Below are 17,680 nucleotides of genomic sequence, written 5' to 3'. Positions count from 1 at the left end.
GGAGTGTCGTCCTATTGTTACTGCCGGACATCCTCTCACGATTCCAAGATCACTGACAGCAATCTAGCAAGCATTGAAAAACTGCTCAGAGCCTGAGGAGATCACAAATGGCGGACTTCCAGACAAATTTCGACAGACTGAAGAATTCGAATGTCATTCCCGATGTGGACGAGAATTTGCTCCCGCCAGCGGTTCGAGATGCGATCGCAGGCCTTGGCGATGACGAAATGGCGGTTCTCGAAAACTTAAGTAAATCCACCGGGACCCACATATACCTCAACAATAATCACCAGGTCATCTGTGGACTCTGAAGTTGTGGTGTCGGCCGGTTTGCTGGACCGGTGGCCGCTATACGACCGCCGCAATGAGGGGTATGGCGCCCTAGAAGAGGCCAGACGCAAGCTGCTCCTCAAATCGACGATCAAGCAGGTCCCGGTCACGCGCATAGCCGACATCACGCCACTCGACGTTCTGGGCATTCCCGTGTTTGCAACGGTCACTCCCCTTGCACGAGACTTGACCACCCATCTGGGCAAAGGGGTGGACAAGGAAACGGCCCGCGTCAGTGCCATCATGGAGTCGATCGAGAGGGTTTGCGCAGAGGAGTTCGAGTGCCAGTCCCGGCATGCCACTTATCTCGAGCTCAAAGCTTCCGGTGCCTACGCTGCCGATCCTCTCTCCTTCGATCTTCCCCCGCTGACCCGTTATCGCCCGGATTCGGCGATTGAGTGGGTAGAGGGTTGGGAACTCATCAGCGCTCGTCCGATCTGGGTTCCGGCCGACCTGGCGCGGTCTCCTGCAAAGGAAGGCATACTGGATCAGGTCGATACCAATGGCCTGGCTGCCGGGTTCACGCGTGGGCGGGCGGTCCGCAGCGCGATCCTGGAGGTTGTCGAACGGGATGCCGTCAGTCAGCATCACTTCTTTGAACAGTATGGACAGGCGGGGGACGCCGCGCCTGTCGGACGCAGGATTGATCTGGATTCACTCCCTCCAGCACAAAGGGCGCTTGCCGAGCGCGCCAGGGAAGCAAATCTCGAACTCATCCTGGACGATCTGACGAGCGACCTTGAGATACCGGTTATCGCGAGCACGCTGATAGACCCGTCCTTTTGTAGTGCCGCGGGGCCGATGCCGCTGGTCGTGGCGGGTTGGGGCGCTGACCTTCTGGCCGGTGCTGCCGTTACACATGCTATCCTTGAGGCATTCCAATCGAGGCTCGGGGTCATTCACGGTGCCCGTGACTCCTACAACCAGGTACCCTTTTCGCGGCGGGCCAGCCTATCCGCGCCCGGGGTTCCCGCAACCGAGCATGACTTCTCCACCATTCCCAATGCGGACTTGCCAGACCTCGAGTCGGAGATCGAATTTGTGCTGGAACGGCTGACGTCCGCCGGCCTTACGCAGGTCATCGTCATTGACCTGAGCCGAAAGTCGCTGGGCCTGCCCGTTGTGAGGGTGCGTGTACCCGGTCTGTCGCTCTTTACGGTCGACCCCCGCCGGGTCGGCTGGCGAAGTGCAAGGCACCTCTTGTGATGGGCGCGATGCGGATGCCGCCGGTCGTCTTCCTGGGGCCAAGCGCGCCCGCTTCGGACATCCTGTCCATTTTGCCAGATGCGATCATCAGACCTCCGGCGAGGCGGGGGGACCTTTATGCCTGTCGCATCTTGAAGCACGAGGTCTTTCTGGTCCTGGACGGCGCATTTGCCAATGTCCTTTCCATTTCGCCACGGGAAGTCGTTGACGTTGTCCAGGACGGGGCGGTCGTGGTCGGTGCCTCCAGCATGGGCGCGCTCCGGGCGGCGGATTGCGCGCCGGCAGGCGTGCATGGCGCGGGGATGATATTTCGACTATTCAAGGACCGGATCATATCCACGGAGGACGAGGTGGCAGTCCTCTTCCGCGAGGACAGGGCTTTTCCGGCGCTTACAGAACCATTGATCAACATGCGGATCGCGCTGCGGCGGGCGACCAGGATCGGTCTCGTTGGAAAGGCCGAAGCCGAGGACGTTATCTCGGCAGCGCAATTGCTTCATTTTTCCCTGAGGACCTGGCCCACCGCCTATCGGAAAGCCGGGCGCCACCTCTCGGGCGAACTGCTCGACTTTTTCAAGGCAATAGACACAAAGCGCACCGACGCCGTTCAGGCCGCAAACAAGGTCTTGAAATTACTGGAGGTTGATCGAGGTCCGCCCCGCGCTTCCAGATCGCCACAGCTGTTTGGTCTGCTAGGAGAAGGCAGGGGACGGGCCCCCGATGCGCTGAGTGGCGCGGACCGGCAACAGATTGAAGCCGCGTTCATCGAGTGGCTTTGCTGTTCGGGGAGGGGCTACCCACGACTCGACAATGAAATTGACTGGCTCAGCGGAGAATTGACGGTGCCGACTGCCTCGGTTTGGAATATCCTTGACGGCTCGGGCGAGCTAGAGGCCGAGTTGATGCGGTTCAACGTCTTTTGCAGGGCTGTCGCCGAGGCTCGGCGATGCGGACTTCGGCCCGAAAACGAGGACGTCCGGCAAGCGGAACGTCAGCTGGCCGACTCCCATCGTGTCGGCTCATGGAATGAGCTCCTCATACGCAAAGGAAGTGGTTCGTCCTTCTCCGAACGCCTGAGCGCACATTGCTCTGAACTTGCTCTAACCAAATGCCTTCGACGAACATCCTTGTTCGCTGGGGCTCCGTCAACGAAGCCGAGAGAGGTTTTGTTATGGCACCCTCAATAGAAAGCCAGACTCAATCGCCGGGCAACAGCGTTTGCATGCTCTTTACTGACATTGAGGGTTCGACAAACCTGGTGGATTCCTATCCCGATCTCTACGATGAGATGCTCCTTCGGCACAATGAGTTGCTGCGCAACGCCATCCAGAGCTATGGTGGCGAGGAAGTAAACGTTGTTGGCGACTCCGTATTCGCACTCTTTCCTGGATCCGTCCAAGGGGTTCAGGCAGCGATTGACGCCCAATTTGCCCTAACGAAGGAAGAATGGGCGCAAGGATGCAAGCCACTGGTCCGGATGGGCCTGCATTGCGGAGCCGTTAGAAGATACGACGCCACCGTCACCGGGATAGAGGTGCATCGTGCGGCTCGTATCGCATCGGTGGCGCATGGGGGCCAGATCGTCATTTCGAACGTGGTTCGCGATGAGCTGGCGGAAGGCCACATCGGAGCGACCGTGGAAGTCCGCGATCTCGGATTCCATCGCCTCAAGGATCTTCGCTATCCTGAAGCACTGTTCGACCTGGTGGTCCCGGGACTGCAAAGCGAATTTGCACCGATCTCATCGATCGGCGCCAACCGCACCAACCTCCCGTCCGATGTGCCGGTTCTCTACGGCCGGCGCCTGGAACTGGCCCGGCTAAATCAGATCCTGACGGACAAACAGAACCGTATTGTTACGCTGACGGGCGTTGGCGGCGTGGGCAAGACAAGCCTGGCGATCTGCGCCGGAAGATCAGCGCTACCCTTGTACCCACGCGGGGTGTTCTTCGTTCAGCTGAGAGAAATCGACGATCCGGATCTCATCGGTTCGGAAATCTGCAAGGCCATTGGCCTGCACGAAGCTCCGGGTGTCTCCGCCATAGAGACGGTGTGCAATTCGCTGGGGAGCGCCGAGGTGCTTTTGATCTTCGATACCTTCGAGCATCTGGTCGAGGCGGGTCCGGTCATAAATGCCATCCTCAAGGCCTGTCCGGGGATCACCGTGCTGAGCACCAGCCGAGAACCGCTTAAATTGCGTTCCGAGCTGGAATTCGCCGTTCCTCCGCTCAGCGTGCCTGATGAAGGAGAGAGCGACGCTCGGATTTTGGCGAACCCGTCCGTGCAGCTCTTTGAGAGGCTTGCACGCCGCGAACAGCCGGACTTCGCCGTGGGTGGTGAAACGCTGGGGGCGGTCGCCAGGATCTGCCGGAGGCTTGACGGCCTACCGCTGGCGCTTGAACTGGCGGCCTCGCATGTCGGGCTCCTCAGCGTCGCGGAGCTGGAGGACCGGCTTCAAAGCAGCATTCAGGACCTTCGAAGCAAGGCGCGGGATATTGATCCCCGCCACCGCACCCTTCGACTGATGATCGGTTGGAGCGACAATCTCCTGACGGAAGGCCAACGCCGCGTTTTCTATGCGTCGGCTGTCTTTAACGGCGGGTTCGGCCTTCGTGCCGTCGCCTCCCTGTTTGAGGGCGAGGTCGATGTCGTTGACCATGTGGGGGCCCTTCTGGACAAGAGCCTGTTGTTCAGAACAATGGCTCTCGGCCATCCGCGCCTCAACATGCTGGACACGGTTCGCGATTATGCGCTCGACAAGTTGCGACGGACGGAGGCATACGAAACCATCCGTGAACGGCATGCGGACCATTTCACCGAGCTTGTCCTGTCAGCCGCGCCCAACGTGATGACGTTCAACCAGCGCAATTCCGTCGAGCACCTGATGCACGAAGCCGGCAACATTCGGGTGGCACTCGAGTGGCGGATGGGGCAACCCAGTGCGCATCATTCGGCCACGCTGGTCGAGGCGCTGACGTGGCTCTGGATATCGAGAGGCCAGTTTTCGGAGGCGAGAACTTGGTCGGACAAGGCTCTGCAACACGCCCGGACCACAGGCGAAGCAGAGCCGTTGGCGCGAATCTTGAACTCGGCCGCCTTCATCCGGTACATGTCCGGTGATCCTGAATCAGCGCGTGAAAATGGCGTTGAAAGTCACCGTATCTATAGCGAGCTGGGGAACAAGGCCGGAATTGCGAGTGCCGGGATTATTGCCGGCATTGCCAAAGCCACGACAGGTGAACCCGAGGCGGGCGGCGCCTTGATCGTGGAGTCATTCGAACTGGCGAAGCTCATCGGCGACGATCATGGAACCGTGGTTGCCCTGATCGCAATCGGGGAAGGAACGCGCGCAGAGGGGGACGAGGCTGCTGCCGAAGAATTCTATCTCGATGCCCTCAAGCTGCTCGACAAGCTGGGTGACACCTACTGGCACGGCCATCTGCTGCAAAACCTTGCCCATTTCAGGCTGCACAGCAATGACTGGCGGAACGCCGCGGCACTCGCCGGCCAGGCCCTGGCTATCGGCGAGAGATACGACTACCCGATGGTGGTGAACCTTGCTGTCGCAGCGATAAGCGGAGTGCTCGCAGCGAAAGAAAATTGGGACGGTGCTGCAGAAATCATCGGAGCAGTGAATGGTCGTCTCGCTCGCCTAGGAGTCCGGTTTGAGCCGACAGACGATGCCGATTTTCAAAGAATCGTGTCTGCGGTTCGCAAGGCGTCAGGAAACAAGCGATTCGCCCGTGTAAGCGAAAAAGGGGCCAAGCGCCCATGGGAGCAGATACTGTCGTCATGCCGCGCCGCCGTTGCGAGTTAGGGGCTGTTCTAGGATCGTTTCTCGAATGGCGACCACGTCCGGTCAACCGTTCTAGATGCGGCGCGGAAGTACAAGTGTCGGTGCAATCAGGCCCCCGCAACCAAATCCCTTCCCAAGAAAAACCAAAAGCCATGCAAGCCACCTATGGCTCCTCCAAGCGTCGAGGATTCTCAGCAGCCTGAGAAAAGTGAGATGGGGATCTTGTTCATATCTCTTCAAGAGCATTTGTCGCACGTCTCGACCTGATAGGGGTCGTCCACAACCAAACTGGCAAAATCCCAAACCCGCTTTATGCGGGCTTTCTTGTCAACGCTGTTCACGCCAGTAAGATCGTCACTCACGGCTTAACCGGGCAAGAGTGGCAGCAAGTCGTTGCCCTGACGTTTGATCTCTGCCAGGTAGGGCGTATCGGAGAGTACGAAGTGCGTGACGCCAAGATCCTGATACTTGCGCAGGGACCGGCGACGTCTTCGGCCGAGCCGACCAGCCAGTTCGTTCCGGCGCCGCCGCCGCCGTATTTGCCGGGGGCGGTGTAGAGGTTGTCGTCGAGGACGTCACCCGATCGATGCAGGTCGAACAATCGTTGCTGGCCGACCGCGACCGCCCAGCGGTGATCGCTCCAGCCGGCGCCGTTGCCCTTTGCCATCTCCGCCACCTTCGCCGCGGCGTCGACCCAGGCCTGTTCGGCGGTGTCGCGCACCAGCGCGGTGATCCTGAGCGGGAACTCGAGCGGTGGAAGATCCCGGTCGAGCTCTCGGCTCAGTGCCTTCAGGCGCGCGATGCGCTCGCGGACACCATCGAGCGGTTCTCCCCAGAAGAGCTGGACATCCGCCTCGGTGGCCGTGACGGCCCCCGAGGCGCCGCCGAAAAAGAGCTTCGGGTGGCGACGATCTCCGCGCGCCTCGATGCGCGGCACAACGGTTGATCGACGCGATAGCCGTATCCGCCAGCGGCTGCAGCCCTGCATTACAGGGGAGATCGTTGAGTGTCCGTTTGCAAGGCCAATCATTGGCTTGTCGAAATCGGCTTCCTCATATCCGAGCGCATAATACAGGCGCGATTATGTGAGCGAGCCACCCCCTCGATAATATGCTTTGACCCATCGTTAAAGGGCATTGCACGCCTCCGGCTTCGGATCAGCGAGGGACTGAATGCGTCATACCATAGACCGCAAGAAACCGTTCTTGTTTCGGCGTCCGTAGGACTGAAATGAGCCAGCAGCGGCCGACTTCACGGCAGCTTTGCGCCTCGTTGGCAAGATGCTCGCCCTACGGACGCCGGCATCGTATCGCTCTGTGACTATATCCGTCAGGCCGTTGTCCAGGATGAGTTCGACCTTGATGTCGGCACTGGCGCGTGCATTACGGATTGATTTCGCAATAGATTTTCTGTCTAGTTATAAGAAGGGTAAGTATAGTTCAAATATTGAAGTATATTTGTTGGATAAGTTGTTTGGGTGGGTGGTATGCGCATATTTTCGGACGAGAACCTTGAGGTGATACATCGTCCAGGATCATCACCATATCTTCTGGTCACCTTTAATGAGATGGAAATGAAGGCGAACGGGAGCCGGTTCTGGGGGCAGCGGCTCTGCGAGAAAGTCGACATTTCGGCACTGGGCTTCATCAGTCGACGGCCGAACTGGTTTCCGGCGGCGAGCGTCGTCAAGGCAGTCGAAGCGGCCGCGCCCATTCTTCGTGCGGCACCGGAGCGGATACTTTACGGGCACTCGCAGGGCGGTTACGCGGCATTGCGCTACCGCGGGCGCTTCAACGCCTCCGTTGCCATCGCCTTTTGCCCGCAAGTTTCGATAGATCCGAAGGTCGCTCCCTTCGACGGGCGGTTCGCACGGCATTTCTCGCCCGACCTGCACGCCAATATGGGGATCGCGCCGGATCACGCGGCTGGGCGCGCCTATCTCTTCTTCGATCCGTTCCACGCCGTTGACCACCGGCACGCCGCGCGGATCGCGACGCTGCAGGAGAGGACGCACCTCGTGCCGGTCCACATGACCGGCCATGGCACCGTTCGGGCTTTCACCGGGACCGAGCGCGCCCTGTCGTTGATCGAGGCCTGCCGCGGCGACGATCTTCGGGGGCTACGCGCTCTGGCCCGAGCTGCCCGCGTGGTGGCGCCGATGCGACCCTATCAGATTGCTGTGACGGCGATAGCCCGCCATCCTGCATGGGCCGACCGATTTCATGCGCGCTTCGGTTCGTCGTTTTCTCCGGTCGAGCGAGCAAACTTCCTCTATCATCGGGCCAACCGCCATATTCGCGACGGTGAGCTCGCGACGGCGCGGACCATGCTTGTGGACGCCATGATGTGTCAGCCGGAAAATGCCGGCTTCGCCGGCCGGCTAGCGGAACTGGACGGCCGTATTGCACGCAGCCGCAGGGCGGATGGCACCGCGCTTTCGTGATCGAAATGTTGCCAAGCCTACAAGACAAGATGGCCTTCGCGGTGGGCGAAGCCCATCTCCGATCCACCCGCGGGCTGGCCTTCTGGCCAATGCGGGTCTCCCGAAAGAGGACACTGGTTCTTCGAACTACGTGCAAAACAAGTGCAAAGGCCGCAATCAGATCCCGTGGTCCGCATCCGCGACGTGCTTCGGATGCGCTGTTCAGGTGACCGAGGGTCACCTAGTGGCGAGGGGTTCGATCCCCATGCTGACGGAGGAACCGCCGTCGTCGCGCGTAGGCGCCAAGTGGGAGTTGGCAGACACAAAGCCTGCGGCGACTTCCAATCGAAAGTGCCGCCGCGGAACTCTCACGGCCTGATCATGTGCTCGCCCACAAGAGCGATGATGGCGTTGCAAGCTAAATCTCGCCGCCGGAGTTGGTTGCGTCGATCGTCTCTCAGGATGAACGTGGTCAAAGCGCGTGCGAGAGAAGCGCAGGATTTTCCGCCATGGCGGCATCGCGTTTCTGCCGCAACAGCGTACGGTAGAGCTTGAAATGGTCGCGCGCACAACCGAGGTAGTCGGTGGGTTGTCGCATGGACGCGCGTAGCCGATCCCAGGTTTGGTTATCGCCCAATACTTCAACGATGCGGTCCGCGAGATCCTGGCTGCTTCCTGCGCGGAAGTGCAGGCCGTCCTGTCCATTCCGCACCTTCTCGGCCATCCCGCCGATGTCGGAGCAGATCATCGGCCTGCGATGTAGCAGGGCCTCCTGGATCACAACGGGCGAATTTTCCCACCAGACGGACGGAAGAACCACCCAGTCGACCGAACGCATCAGGCGCGGCACGTCCGCGTTCTGGTAAGCGCCATAGAATCGGACGCGCTGGCCGGCGTCTGCAATAAGCTTCTTCATCCGTTCCTGGAATTCGACCGGCTGTCGCTCGAGGTTGCCGCCGAAGATCATCAGGCAGGAGTCCTCACCCCATATGTCCTTCGGGATGCGCAAAATAGCGTCAATCAGGACGTCGACACCCTTGAATGGAGTCATCTGGCCGAAATAGGCAAAGCGGTTGCGACGCGGCTTGAGACCTTGCAACTCGCGCGCGGGGGCACCCGCTTCCAAAGCGATCCCGTTTTCGATCACGCAGAGCTTGTCCTTATCAATGCCCCATTTGATGTAGCGCTCTGCCAGAAACCGGCTGGGCGAAACGAAGGCGTCGGCAAGGCCAAGCATCCCGCGTGCAAACAACTCCCGCTTCAAGAAATGCGAGACAGGGATGTCGGGAAAACAGCCGTGGCAGGCGATGGGGGAGGCCGTTTCGCAGAGCTGGCCGGAAGGTCGTTTCACCATTTGCCCGTGATTGTGGCAGATCGAAAGGTATTCGTGGAACGTCACCAGTATGGCCGCGTGAGGAAATGCCTCTCTAAGGGCATAGAGCGCTTCGAGACCGATACCGAGAACATGATGGAAATGCACGACATGGGGCCTGAGATCCCGCGCGAAGCGCAACAGGTCCCGACTGATCGCCTGCGTATCGCCATTGGACAACAAGAAATGGTCGTAGTCGTCCGTGTGAAATAGCAACTCATCTTCGGCAAGGCGATAGCTCATCAGCGCGGACGCGGCATGCCGGGGTACCGGGTGGCCGACCCGGGCCAGGTAAACCGACCTAACGTCCGGCAATGCGTTCAGGCCACGATGCAGGTTGTGCGAAGCGATTTCTGCCCCGCCGAGCGATACTGTCGGGTGAGCATGCGAGACGACAAGGACACGAAGCTGCTCGTTCATGCGGGCCTCTTTTCTGGGTGTTTTTCCCCGACGAGGACAGGCGACCATTGGCTCTTGAAGATCTTTCGATCGATCTCTTCCACCAGAGCCGCCATTGCCGGACTGTTCCAGTCGCATGCGTCGTCGCAGCCCCATATCTGCACCGACGGCAGCAAATAGGAGTTGATACCGGACCGGCTCAGACGGAGACCGAGGTCCAGGCCTTTTTCCTGCGCGCCCAGATAGCCGCCGGAAAAGCCGCCCAAGCGCGACAGGGCGTTGCGGGGCATGACGCAGCATTCGAGCGAGGCCGCCGCGATGCGGGTCAGTTTCATTTCGGTAACTGCTTTGAGCGGATATCCGGCATAGCGACCCACAACTGGCTGATCGCCGTTGTCAACATCGATCCAGTTTCCCGCCCAGCGAACGGAATGGTCCTCGTAAGCCAGTACGGGCGAGATGATGCTTCCTTTCACGGTTCCAGCCGTGGCCAAGAGCTTGCCGTACCAGCCTGTCGCGCGCGGGACCAGTGAGGCGGAGAGCGACACGACCGTTTCACAGGAGAGTGCCTGCGTGCCTGCTTCAAGCATGTCGTAGAAGTCGCCTGCGCCCTTGACCGATACGAACCTGGCCGAAAGGCGATAGAACCGTACGAGTTCTTTGAGGCGCGCGGCTTGTCTGCGAAAGCGATCGGCAGGCATGGCGATCACGATCGGCGCGCGTCGGGTCTCCGGATCTAGCGCTAGCAAGGCCAGCAGCGGGGCGATGTTGTCCTCTCCCTCCCCAGCGCCGATGACGATCGGCGCGCTGCTCTCCTGATCGAAGGCGCCAGCGTCCAGGACTGCGTCGGTGACCGGCGTCGACCGTCTGGATTCGCTGAGGAACGGTACAATTTGTGTGTCGACGATCGCCGGCAACGCACAGTTCGTTGGATCGATGGAACCGACCTGGCGCAATGCCGCAACGCGCGCCGAAACCCGCGTTGGTTTGACTGGCAAGAACGCACGACGCAAATCGCGTAGCGTCAGTTCGAAGTAGAGAGGCGCACCATGATCTTCACTCGGCAAATGGGCGTGGGCGATGAACCCATGGGCATACTGTTCACCTCGAATGCTCGGCGCGAAGTGCTGCTGGTCATTGAAACTGTCGGTGACATCGGGGCGGTCGAGGCGCGTCCAGCGTTCGTCGAGGCAAGCCGCGCCGTCGCCTCTGCGAAGTCTTACCGCCGTGACGTGGGCGTCGGGATCATAAAGCCAACCGGAGGCGAGGAGTTTTCCTCCATCGGCCTCAAACATATTGTCTATTCCCATCCGGACGGGAAACGGCAGGCTCGAGACGGTTTCTTTGCCATCAAAGCTGTTAGCGGCCGCTCGCAGGGACAGGAGCATGTCTGGCGCACCATGTGCGCGCGGCAGGATTGACCTGACGTGTTCGGGCGTTTCCAGCGGGCCGAGGATGCGCTTTCGGGGGTGGACTGGGGCATACCTCCAGCCGGCGCGCCCCCGAAAGACCAGACCTTCGATGTCGCGCGCGCGGACATCCTTGGTTGCCGTGAGAAGACCAACAAAACCCGGGGCGCCATCGGGCGCATCCGGGCGGGAAAAGACGGCGATGCCGCACTCCGAGGCTACCGGTGTCGCGTTGCCAACCACCGACACCCGGCAAGGACCGGGCGCCATGCCGCGGCTCCAGCCCTGCAGGAACGTCGCGCCTTCATGGCTTTCACCAATCAACTCGATGAAACCATCGTTTGCGTGGGCTGCCTGCAGAAGCGCGGTGATGGTCAGCAGTCCACGGCGGTTAGGGTTGCCGGCCATCACAACGTCCACAAGCCGGTCAATGACGGCGGCTGACTGAGGTCCCGCGGTTTCGGCCACGATCGCGGCTGCTTCCTCCGCGCAGGCAAGTCGGGGCGCAAAGATATAGCGTACGCTCGTTTCCTCCTCGCCAAACCGTATCGCAGTCATGGCGCGGTCCGTGCCCTCGGTCGGCAGGAGCGCCGCGAAGCCGTGCTTGGCCCTTGGGGAAGGAGCGGCCAGTCGCCATTCCGAGACAAACGCGCTTCGCGTGCCCGTTTGATCTCCGTCGACGCCGACTGTCACTTCACCGGCCACCACGTCGCCTGCCAGGACACGACCGAGACCGATAATCAGCAAGGTGGTCTCGTTTACGCGGCAGCCGATAACCCTTCCAGGGCGCATCGCCCTGTTGGCCCCATGCTTAACCGCCGTGAGGTCCCTGACCGCGGGGGACTGTTCTGGAACAAGCACGCCTAAACCTTTCCGTGTCAGATCCTGGCAATGAGCGCGAGGCCAGCGCCAGCGGCAAATCCCACAAGAGCGAACAGCAGCAGCAGCAAGGGTTTCAACTCGCCGTTCTTGCGCTTCTGCAACGCAGTCAGGTTCTTCTCCATTCCCGCCACCACCCCGTCCAGCCGCATCAAATGAACATCGAGATCGTTCAGCCGCTGGCCGATATCCACCCAGAGACTTTCGACGGCGTTTCTGACGTCGATCAGGCCAGTCCCGGTCTTGTCGGCTTCGATTTCCGGTGTGCGCTGCAGCGAGCGCTGTGAGACCTGCAGCTGCCGCTGCGACGCCATCAGTACGTCGAGCTTGTCGAGCACTTTCGCCAGCGGCGCGGCGATCAGAGCTTCGGCCGCCTGCTCGTCCGGCTGTGGAACGCGCAGGGGCTGCTCGGAACCGCTTCCATTTCGCGCCACGACCACGAGATCGTTCGCGCGCGACTGGACGGGATCGGGCAATGCTATTTCAAATGCGTGATTACCGTCGCCGATACCGTTGCGCCGCAGGTCGGGACGATTGCGATCGGCAACCGTTTCGGCAATCACCTTTCCATCGAGCAGGACTCGGATGGTCAGTCGTTGGTCCGGCGAAACCGGGTCGAACGCCCAGCCGAAGATCCGGCCCATGTCGATGGCATCCACCCGGCCGTTCATCGGCTTGGCGTTGTCCTGTTCGGATGCAGCATCCGGTCGTTCAGCGGGACTTGCCATGAGTTCTCCTATGCCGGAAGCAGTGCCGGCTCGATCCGCTTGAGGTAGCGGCGGGCGGTCGTATCGATGTCGTCGGGTTTGCGGGCGTTTTCGGCGAACTGGCGCACCAGGTTCGGCTGTTCCAATATGCTACGCATAGCCGCGGCGAGTGCTCGCGCATCGTTGGGTGGCACAGTCAGGCCGTTGACGCCGTGCTCGATCATTTCAGCCATGCCCCCGATGTTGCTGGCGATGACCGGACGCCCCTGAGCCTGGGCTTCCTGAATGACCAACGGCGCGTTCTCCCACCAGATGGAAGGAACAATGGTGCAATCGACCGCGGCCACCAGATCGCCGATATCTTCTCGTCGATAAGGACCCCGGGGCTGAACGCATTCCGCCGTCTCGGCGAAGCGGCGATCGACCTCGTCGACGAAGGTCTTGCTCTGGAATGGCGCGCCGCCATGGACGCGCAGCTCGAATTCGTGGCCATCGGCCAGAAGCTGGCGCGCGGCGTCGAGCAATACGGTCACCCCTTTCCAGGGATTGAGATTTCCGAAATAGCCGAAGATAGGCCGGCCGCCTTCGAGCAGCTCTCGTTGCGCGCCGGCCTTTCTGACCGGGATGCCATTGGGAATGACGCTGACCGCATCTTCGTCCAATCCCCACTGCACGAAGCGATCCTTTAGAAAAGCGCTTGGTGATACGAAGTGGTCAACCGTGCTCAGCAGGGCCTTCAGGTGCCGTTCGCGCAGGACAAAGCGATCGAGGGGAATGTCCTTGAAGCAGCCATGGCAGCGGTCCGGGCTGGCTTGATGGCAAAGCTCCTTGGTGCCGGTGCGCACCATCAGGCCGTCATGATGGCAAATCGGGTAGTAGTCATGGAGCGTCATGACGATCTGGCAGTGGGGCAGGGTGCGGCGGATAATGTGAGGGAACTCAGCGCCAAGCAGCAACAGGTGGTGGATGTGGACCACATCCGGCCGGAACTCGCGCAGCAACTCCGTTATATCCGGCACCACGCCATAGAGGTCGATCTGGCTCATGAAAAAGTGGTCGAAGTGTCCCGACCACAGCAGGACCTCGTCTCCCGCCGGGCCGACGCCCTGAAAGCTCGTGCCCGGCCTCGCCTCGCGATGGATCTGGTTCGTGGCACCGAGAAACAGAGCCTCGTGCCCGGCGCGCTGGTAGGCGCGAAACAAGTCGTGGGCGAATATCTCCGTTCCACCCGGATGGAGGGACGGATGGTTGTGGGCGGCCACCAGAATGCGCTTGCTCATCGACCATTTCCCCGGCGCTTCGCCACGATGAAGTCCTGATGGTGGCCAGCGTTTGTGCCGCGCCAACGGCCAAGCGATTTCAGCGCGACGGAGAGACCGGCCCGTTCGAGCGCCTTGTCCAGAAAGCCTTCATCGAAGCCGATCGCGGCAAGCGGTGGCTGGTTGGGTACGAACCAACATGGGCTTTCACGATAGCGACGAAAAGCGAGACGCGGATCGCGCCGTCCGTTTTCGTTTGCCGCGGCGATGCCGTCGACCACGAACGCGGTCATGAACAAGCGGCCCCCGGGTGACAGCACTCGGCGAACCTCGGAGAGGTAGACAAGCACCTCGGCGGGCGGCAGATGAGTGACCACGGACGTCATGATGACGAAGTCGAAATGATGATCGGGAAAGGGCAGCGCCAGCGCCTTTCCGCTGATCTTGCCGTTGGGGTTGTAGAGCTCGTGGGCGATATCCAGTCGCTGAAAGGCGAAATTGGGGTAGGCAGGCGTGATCGTACGCTGGCACCAGCCAATGCCGCCCTCGACCGGGTCGAGGCCATCGTAGCGGCTGTTTTGCGGATCGAGATACTGGGTGAGCGGCACCGCCATCCTGCCGATACCGCAACCAATGTCCAGCACGCGGCTGTCCTCGCGCAGGCCGCCGATGCGAATAAAGTAACCGAGAAACTCCGCCCCTATCGCGCGAAAATCACCGTCTCCGACGACGACATCGGTTGAATCCGGTTGCGGCAGAAAACGATTGCACCGAACGGAGTCGATGAGCCAGCGAACACGGTCTTCATCGATCAGCCGGGCCGGCGCGGGCGGATGCATGAGTGCCGCTTGCGTCACGCCGCGTTCCTTTCCGGGATTCCCCCACCAATGGCGGCGTGTCGATCCGGGTCTTTGGCGAATTGAATCGCCATCAGTTCGGTGATGTCGTCCTCCCAACGCTGGGTGTGTAGCCATGAATTGTATTGGCTTGCCACGCCGCGCATGTAGTCCTCGCTGCGGCGGATCGAGCGACGCTCGAAATGATACAGGCACGCTGCCGGTTCGTAGACTATCTGGAGCCCGAGGCGACGGATCTTGAGGCACAGGTCGCTGTCTTCGTAGTCGCCGATCACGTAGTCTTCGGTGTAACCACCAACGCTCTCGTAAGTGTCCCTGCGGGTCACGAGGCAAGCGCCGGTGACGCCGGGAACCTCGCGGGCATGTTGCGCCGGCGCGTAGTCGCGCGGCATGCCCTTGTGGAAATGGTGGTTCAGCCAGATCCCGCGCTGGTCGCGGCCGAAGTAGAGCCCGGCATGCTGCAGCGATCCGTCTTCGAAAATCAGCTTCGGGCCGATCGCGCCCAGGTTTGGCCTTTCCAGCAACGGACGCGTCAACACTTGGAGCCAGCCTGGCGCTGACGGCACGACATCCGAATTGAGCATCACCAGAATGGCGCCGCGTGCAAAACGTGCGCCGGCATTGCAAGCGCGCGCGTAGCCTCCGTTGCGATTCATGACGACGAACTTCATCGCTAGTCCGTGCAGCAGGTGCAGGCCGCCCAGCAGGTGCTCCGTCTCGTCCTGAATTTCCGGGGAATCGAGGACATAAATGATCTCAGCGTTGTCGGCGAGCCACGGATCCGTCGCCATCCCGGATAGCTGGAAACGCAGGAAGTCGAGAACCCGGTATAGTGGGACGACGATGGAAACGAGGGGCGCATCTTTGGGAATGCCGTAGTCCTTGGTGCGGCTGACCTCTATGGTCTTGCCCAATCGCCGCTCGACATTCTGCAAGGAGGGGGCGAGGATTGTACGGAAGGCGCGGTCGACCGCATGCTGCGGGGGCACGGCGCGAAGGAGGTGGTTTCGTTGCATTGCGGCCTCAAAGGCCTGTGGTTTCGGGACGAGAGCCATTGTCGCTCCAGAGGCGAGGCGCATCTGAAATCGTGGCTGCAGAAGCGGCCCGGGCGATTCCGCCAGAGGGACCCAGGCAACGAAACCGGTCACATCGGTCTTACTCTTTTCATCGCTCCCTTGCGCCCATGCCGGAAATTCGTAGCTGTTGCCGTCGAGCGGCACGGCCGTGCCGTCCTCTTTGAGGTAATCGATGCCGGCGAAGGCGGTTGAGGGCGCATGGAACCAGCCGCCGGCCAGAAGACCGCCGTCGAGCACCAGAGCGAGATCGACCTCTCCGGACGGATGCATCGATGACTTGGCGATCCGGCTTGTCGCCAGTGGTGCGCGAACTTGCAGGTCGATCGCCGTGGCCGCGCCGTTTTCCGGCAACGTGGCGAGCCGACGGACAATCATTTCACGCAACTCCACCGCCTGGCGGTTTTTATCCCACCAACTCTGAAGGCTGGAATAGCGAGACTTGCCGTCGGCGAGCTGGCGGATGGCGACGCCATTCTTGCTCAGAAGGACGATGAGCAACGGAGGAGATGGGCAAGGCACATCCGTGATGAAATGGCACGACCGCGAGCCGCCTTTCGCATTGCGCCCGAGGACAATCCTTACGGCCAAGCGGGTGATCGACGCCGCGCCGACCGCATAGATCGCTGTGATGTCGCCCAGATCCGGATTGATGGTCGTCTCAATCAGATGGCGCCCTTGCGCAACCTGACACACGATGCTGGCGGACTGCGGTTCGGGTACGAGCAAGTGAAGAGCGTCTTCAACCACCATGCTGAACAGATCGTCGCTGGCAATGCGGAAGGCGCTTCGCCACACAGTCAGGAGGTTGTTGACGAACTTGATGCGAGCATCTGGCGCGAGATCAGCGAATAGGGCCTCAACATCGAGCGGCGCGAGCATGCGCGCCGGCTGCATCACGATGGTATCAATCGTGCAGCCGTCTTCCGTGCAGATGTCTATGCTCTCCGGCTGCTTTCCTGGCCTCATCGCCCAGAACATGCGTTGCCGTCCATTGCCAAGCGGGAGCGTCATGCTGACGAGCGGTACCGGCGACTGGTCCATGGACAACAGGCACCTTGTGGCTGAGGGAAGGGCTGGGGGGAGATCCAAGATGAGGACGGCCAGATCCACGCCGAGCCGAAAAATCTCTGCATTCCTGAAATCGCCCGTGGCGTTTATCGATACGTCGAACGTCACACGCTATCCTCTGAATTGGAATGGCGCGCCCCACGGGAGGAAGCAGGGCGCGCGGTTCACGCTCAGTGAACTGTGAAGTAGTGCTCGGGATTTGCCTGGATGTCGTCGGCATCGACATTGACCAGGGTAAGCGTGTCACCATGTCCGAGATCCACGACGACATTGCCGCCGACCTGGGTGATACGCGAGGCCAGGTCGTCGGGCGAAGACACGTCCAGGCCATTGATGCCCTTCGAGATCTGCAGCAGATCCTCGCCCGCAGTAAAGTCGAGAATGACGTCATTGCCGCCGCCGCCGTCGAAGACGAAGACGTCATGGCCAGCACCGCCTGCCAACACATCGTTGCCGGCGCCGCCGTCGAGGATGTCGCCACCATCGCCGCCATAAAGGATGTCGTTGCCCTTGCCGCCCGACAGAAGGTCGCTTCCGTGTCCGCCGAACAGGGTGTCGTTGCCCTTGTCGCCGTACAGAAGGTCATCACCCCAGCCGCCGACGAGGGTGTCGTGACCGTCTTCACCGTTCAGCAAGTCGCTGCCCTCACCGCCAAACAGGGTATCGTTTCCCTTTCCGCCGAACAGCAGGTCGTCACCATCATCACCGAACACGATGTCGTGTCCGTTGCCGCCGCTCACGAAATCATCGCCCCCATGGGCGCGAATGAAGTCGCTGAAACGGGAGCCGAACAGGGCGTCGTGGTATGCACCACCTTCCAATGTTGCCATCTGCCTCTCCTCTTCAGGTTTCTATGCACGCGTTGCTCGCACGGGGTGCGACAATTGCGCGCCAGAAATG

Annotated in this window: 12 protein-coding genes and 1 pseudogene; 5 read left to right on the top strand and 8 right to left on the bottom strand. The window is 60.8% G+C overall.

What is annotated here, in order from left to right; translation table 11 throughout:
- Positions 1-107 precede the first annotated feature (107 nt).
- Genes K9B32_RS16020 through K9B32_RS16005 form a run of 4 tightly spaced genes read left to right on the top strand, consistent with a single transcriptional unit; the run spans position 108 to position 5,353 of the window.
- Positions 108-311, top strand: coding sequence for a hypothetical protein (locus tag K9B32_RS16020; RefSeq protein WP_037436730.1), 204 nt, complete (start codon positions 108-110; stop codon positions 309-311).
- Positions 301-1,536, top strand: coding sequence for a YcaO-like family protein (locus tag K9B32_RS16015; RefSeq protein ID WP_224563752.1), 1,236 nt, complete (start codon positions 301-303; stop codon positions 1,534-1,536). The genes K9B32_RS16020 and K9B32_RS16015 overlap by 11 nt, the downstream gene beginning before the upstream one ends.
- Entirely contained in the window at positions 1,536-2,723 is a 1,188-nt protein-coding gene (locus K9B32_RS16010; protein WP_318013345.1) for a TfuA-like protein, read from the top strand. The genes K9B32_RS16015 and K9B32_RS16010 overlap by 1 nt, the downstream gene beginning before the upstream one ends.
- Complete coding sequence (locus tag K9B32_RS16005; protein WP_224563749.1) at positions 2,708-5,353, top strand: ATP-binding protein; 2,646 nt, start codon at positions 2,708-2,710, stop codon at positions 5,351-5,353. Before K9B32_RS16010 ends, K9B32_RS16005 begins: the two co-directional genes overlap by 16 nt.
- A gap of 344 nt (positions 5,354-5,697) precedes the next feature.
- Here K9B32_RS16005 and K9B32_RS16000 read toward each other — a convergent pair.
- Positions 5,698-6,278: pseudogene (locus K9B32_RS16000) on the bottom strand (LLM class flavin-dependent oxidoreductase); the annotation flags it as partial.
- Between the two features lie 540 nt (positions 6,279-6,818).
- Here K9B32_RS16000 and K9B32_RS15995 point away from each other — a divergent pair.
- The gene (locus K9B32_RS15995) at positions 6,819-7,775 is read left to right on the top strand and encodes a hypothetical protein (protein ID WP_224563746.1); all 957 of its coding nucleotides are present in this window, start codon (positions 6,819-6,821) and stop codon (positions 7,773-7,775) included.
- 451 nt (positions 7,776-8,226) lie between these two features.
- Here K9B32_RS15995 and K9B32_RS15990 read toward each other — a convergent pair whose 3' ends face one another.
- From K9B32_RS15990 to K9B32_RS15960, 7 genes are all read right to left on the bottom strand, one after another.
- Positions 8,227-9,546, bottom strand: coding sequence for a glycosyltransferase family 4 protein (locus tag K9B32_RS15990; RefSeq protein ID WP_224563745.1), 1,320 nt, complete (start codon positions 9,544-9,546; stop codon positions 8,227-8,229).
- Positions 9,543-11,726: a glycosyltransferase family 2 protein gene (locus K9B32_RS15985; RefSeq protein WP_224563742.1), complete on the bottom strand. Its 2,184-nt coding sequence runs from the start codon at positions 11,724-11,726 to the stop codon at positions 9,543-9,545. The genes K9B32_RS15990 and K9B32_RS15985 overlap by 4 nt, the downstream gene beginning before the upstream one ends.
- A gap of 86 nt (positions 11,727-11,812) precedes the next feature.
- The gene (locus tag K9B32_RS15980; protein ID WP_224563739.1) at positions 11,813-12,541 is read right to left on the bottom strand and encodes a hypothetical protein; all 729 of its coding nucleotides are present in this window, start codon (positions 12,539-12,541) and stop codon (positions 11,813-11,815) included.
- 8 nt (positions 12,542-12,549) lie between these two features.
- A complete protein-coding gene (locus K9B32_RS15975) occupies positions 12,550-13,800 on the bottom strand; it encodes a glycosyltransferase family 4 protein (RefSeq protein WP_224563736.1) in 1,251 nt (416 codons plus the stop codon).
- Positions 13,797-14,636, bottom strand: a complete 840-nt coding sequence (locus K9B32_RS15970; RefSeq protein ID WP_411969712.1) for a class I SAM-dependent methyltransferase — start codon at positions 14,634-14,636, stop codon at positions 13,797-13,799. Before K9B32_RS15970 ends, K9B32_RS15975 begins: the two co-directional genes overlap by 4 nt.
- Positions 14,633-16,888, bottom strand: coding sequence for a glycosyltransferase family 2 protein (locus tag K9B32_RS15965; RefSeq protein ID WP_224563733.1), 2,256 nt, complete (start codon positions 16,886-16,888; stop codon positions 14,633-14,635). The genes K9B32_RS15970 and K9B32_RS15965 overlap by 4 nt, the downstream gene beginning before the upstream one ends.
- A 62-nt stretch (positions 16,889-16,950) precedes the next feature.
- A complete protein-coding gene (locus K9B32_RS15960) occupies positions 16,951-17,610 on the bottom strand; it encodes a calcium-binding protein (protein WP_224563731.1) in 660 nt (219 codons plus the stop codon).
- Positions 17,611-17,680 lie beyond the last annotated feature (70 nt).

The organism is Rhizobium sp. 3T7 (assembly GCF_020166565.1).
GTDB lineage: Bacteria > Pseudomonadota > Alphaproteobacteria > Rhizobiales > Rhizobiaceae > Rhizobium.
This window is presented reverse-complemented; position numbering and strand designations above follow the sequence as displayed.

Excerpts from the sequence above, each read along its gene's own strand:
- K9B32_RS16020 (WP_037436730.1), top strand. The coding sequence starts at position 108 with ATGGCGGACTTCCAGACAAATTTCGACAGACTGAAGAATTCGAATGTC.
- K9B32_RS16010 (WP_318013345.1), top strand. The coding sequence starts at position 1,536 with ATGGGCGCGATGCGGATGCCGCCGGTCGTCTTCCTGGGGCCAAGCGCG.
- K9B32_RS16005 (WP_224563749.1), top strand. The coding sequence starts at position 2,708 with ATGGCACCCTCAATAGAAAGCCAGACTCAATCGCCGGGCAACAGCGTT.
- K9B32_RS15995 (WP_224563746.1), top strand. The coding sequence starts at position 6,819 with ATGCGCATATTTTCGGACGAGAACCTTGAGGTGATACATCGTCCAGGA.
- K9B32_RS15990 (WP_224563745.1), bottom strand. The coding sequence starts at position 9,546 with ATGAACGAGCAGCTTCGTGTCCTTGTCGTCTCGCATGCTCACCCGACA.
- K9B32_RS15985 (WP_224563742.1), bottom strand. The coding sequence starts at position 11,726 with ATGCGCCCTGGAAGGGTTATCGGCTGCCGCGTAAACGAGACCACCTTG.
- K9B32_RS15980 (WP_224563739.1), bottom strand. The coding sequence starts at position 12,541 with ATGGCAAGTCCCGCTGAACGACCGGATGCTGCATCCGAACAGGACAAC.
- K9B32_RS15975 (WP_224563736.1), bottom strand. The coding sequence starts at position 13,800 with ATGAGCAAGCGCATTCTGGTGGCCGCCCACAACCATCCGTCCCTCCAT.
- K9B32_RS15960 (WP_224563731.1), bottom strand. The coding sequence starts at position 17,610 with ATGGCAACATTGGAAGGTGGTGCATACCACGACGCCCTGTTCGGCTCC.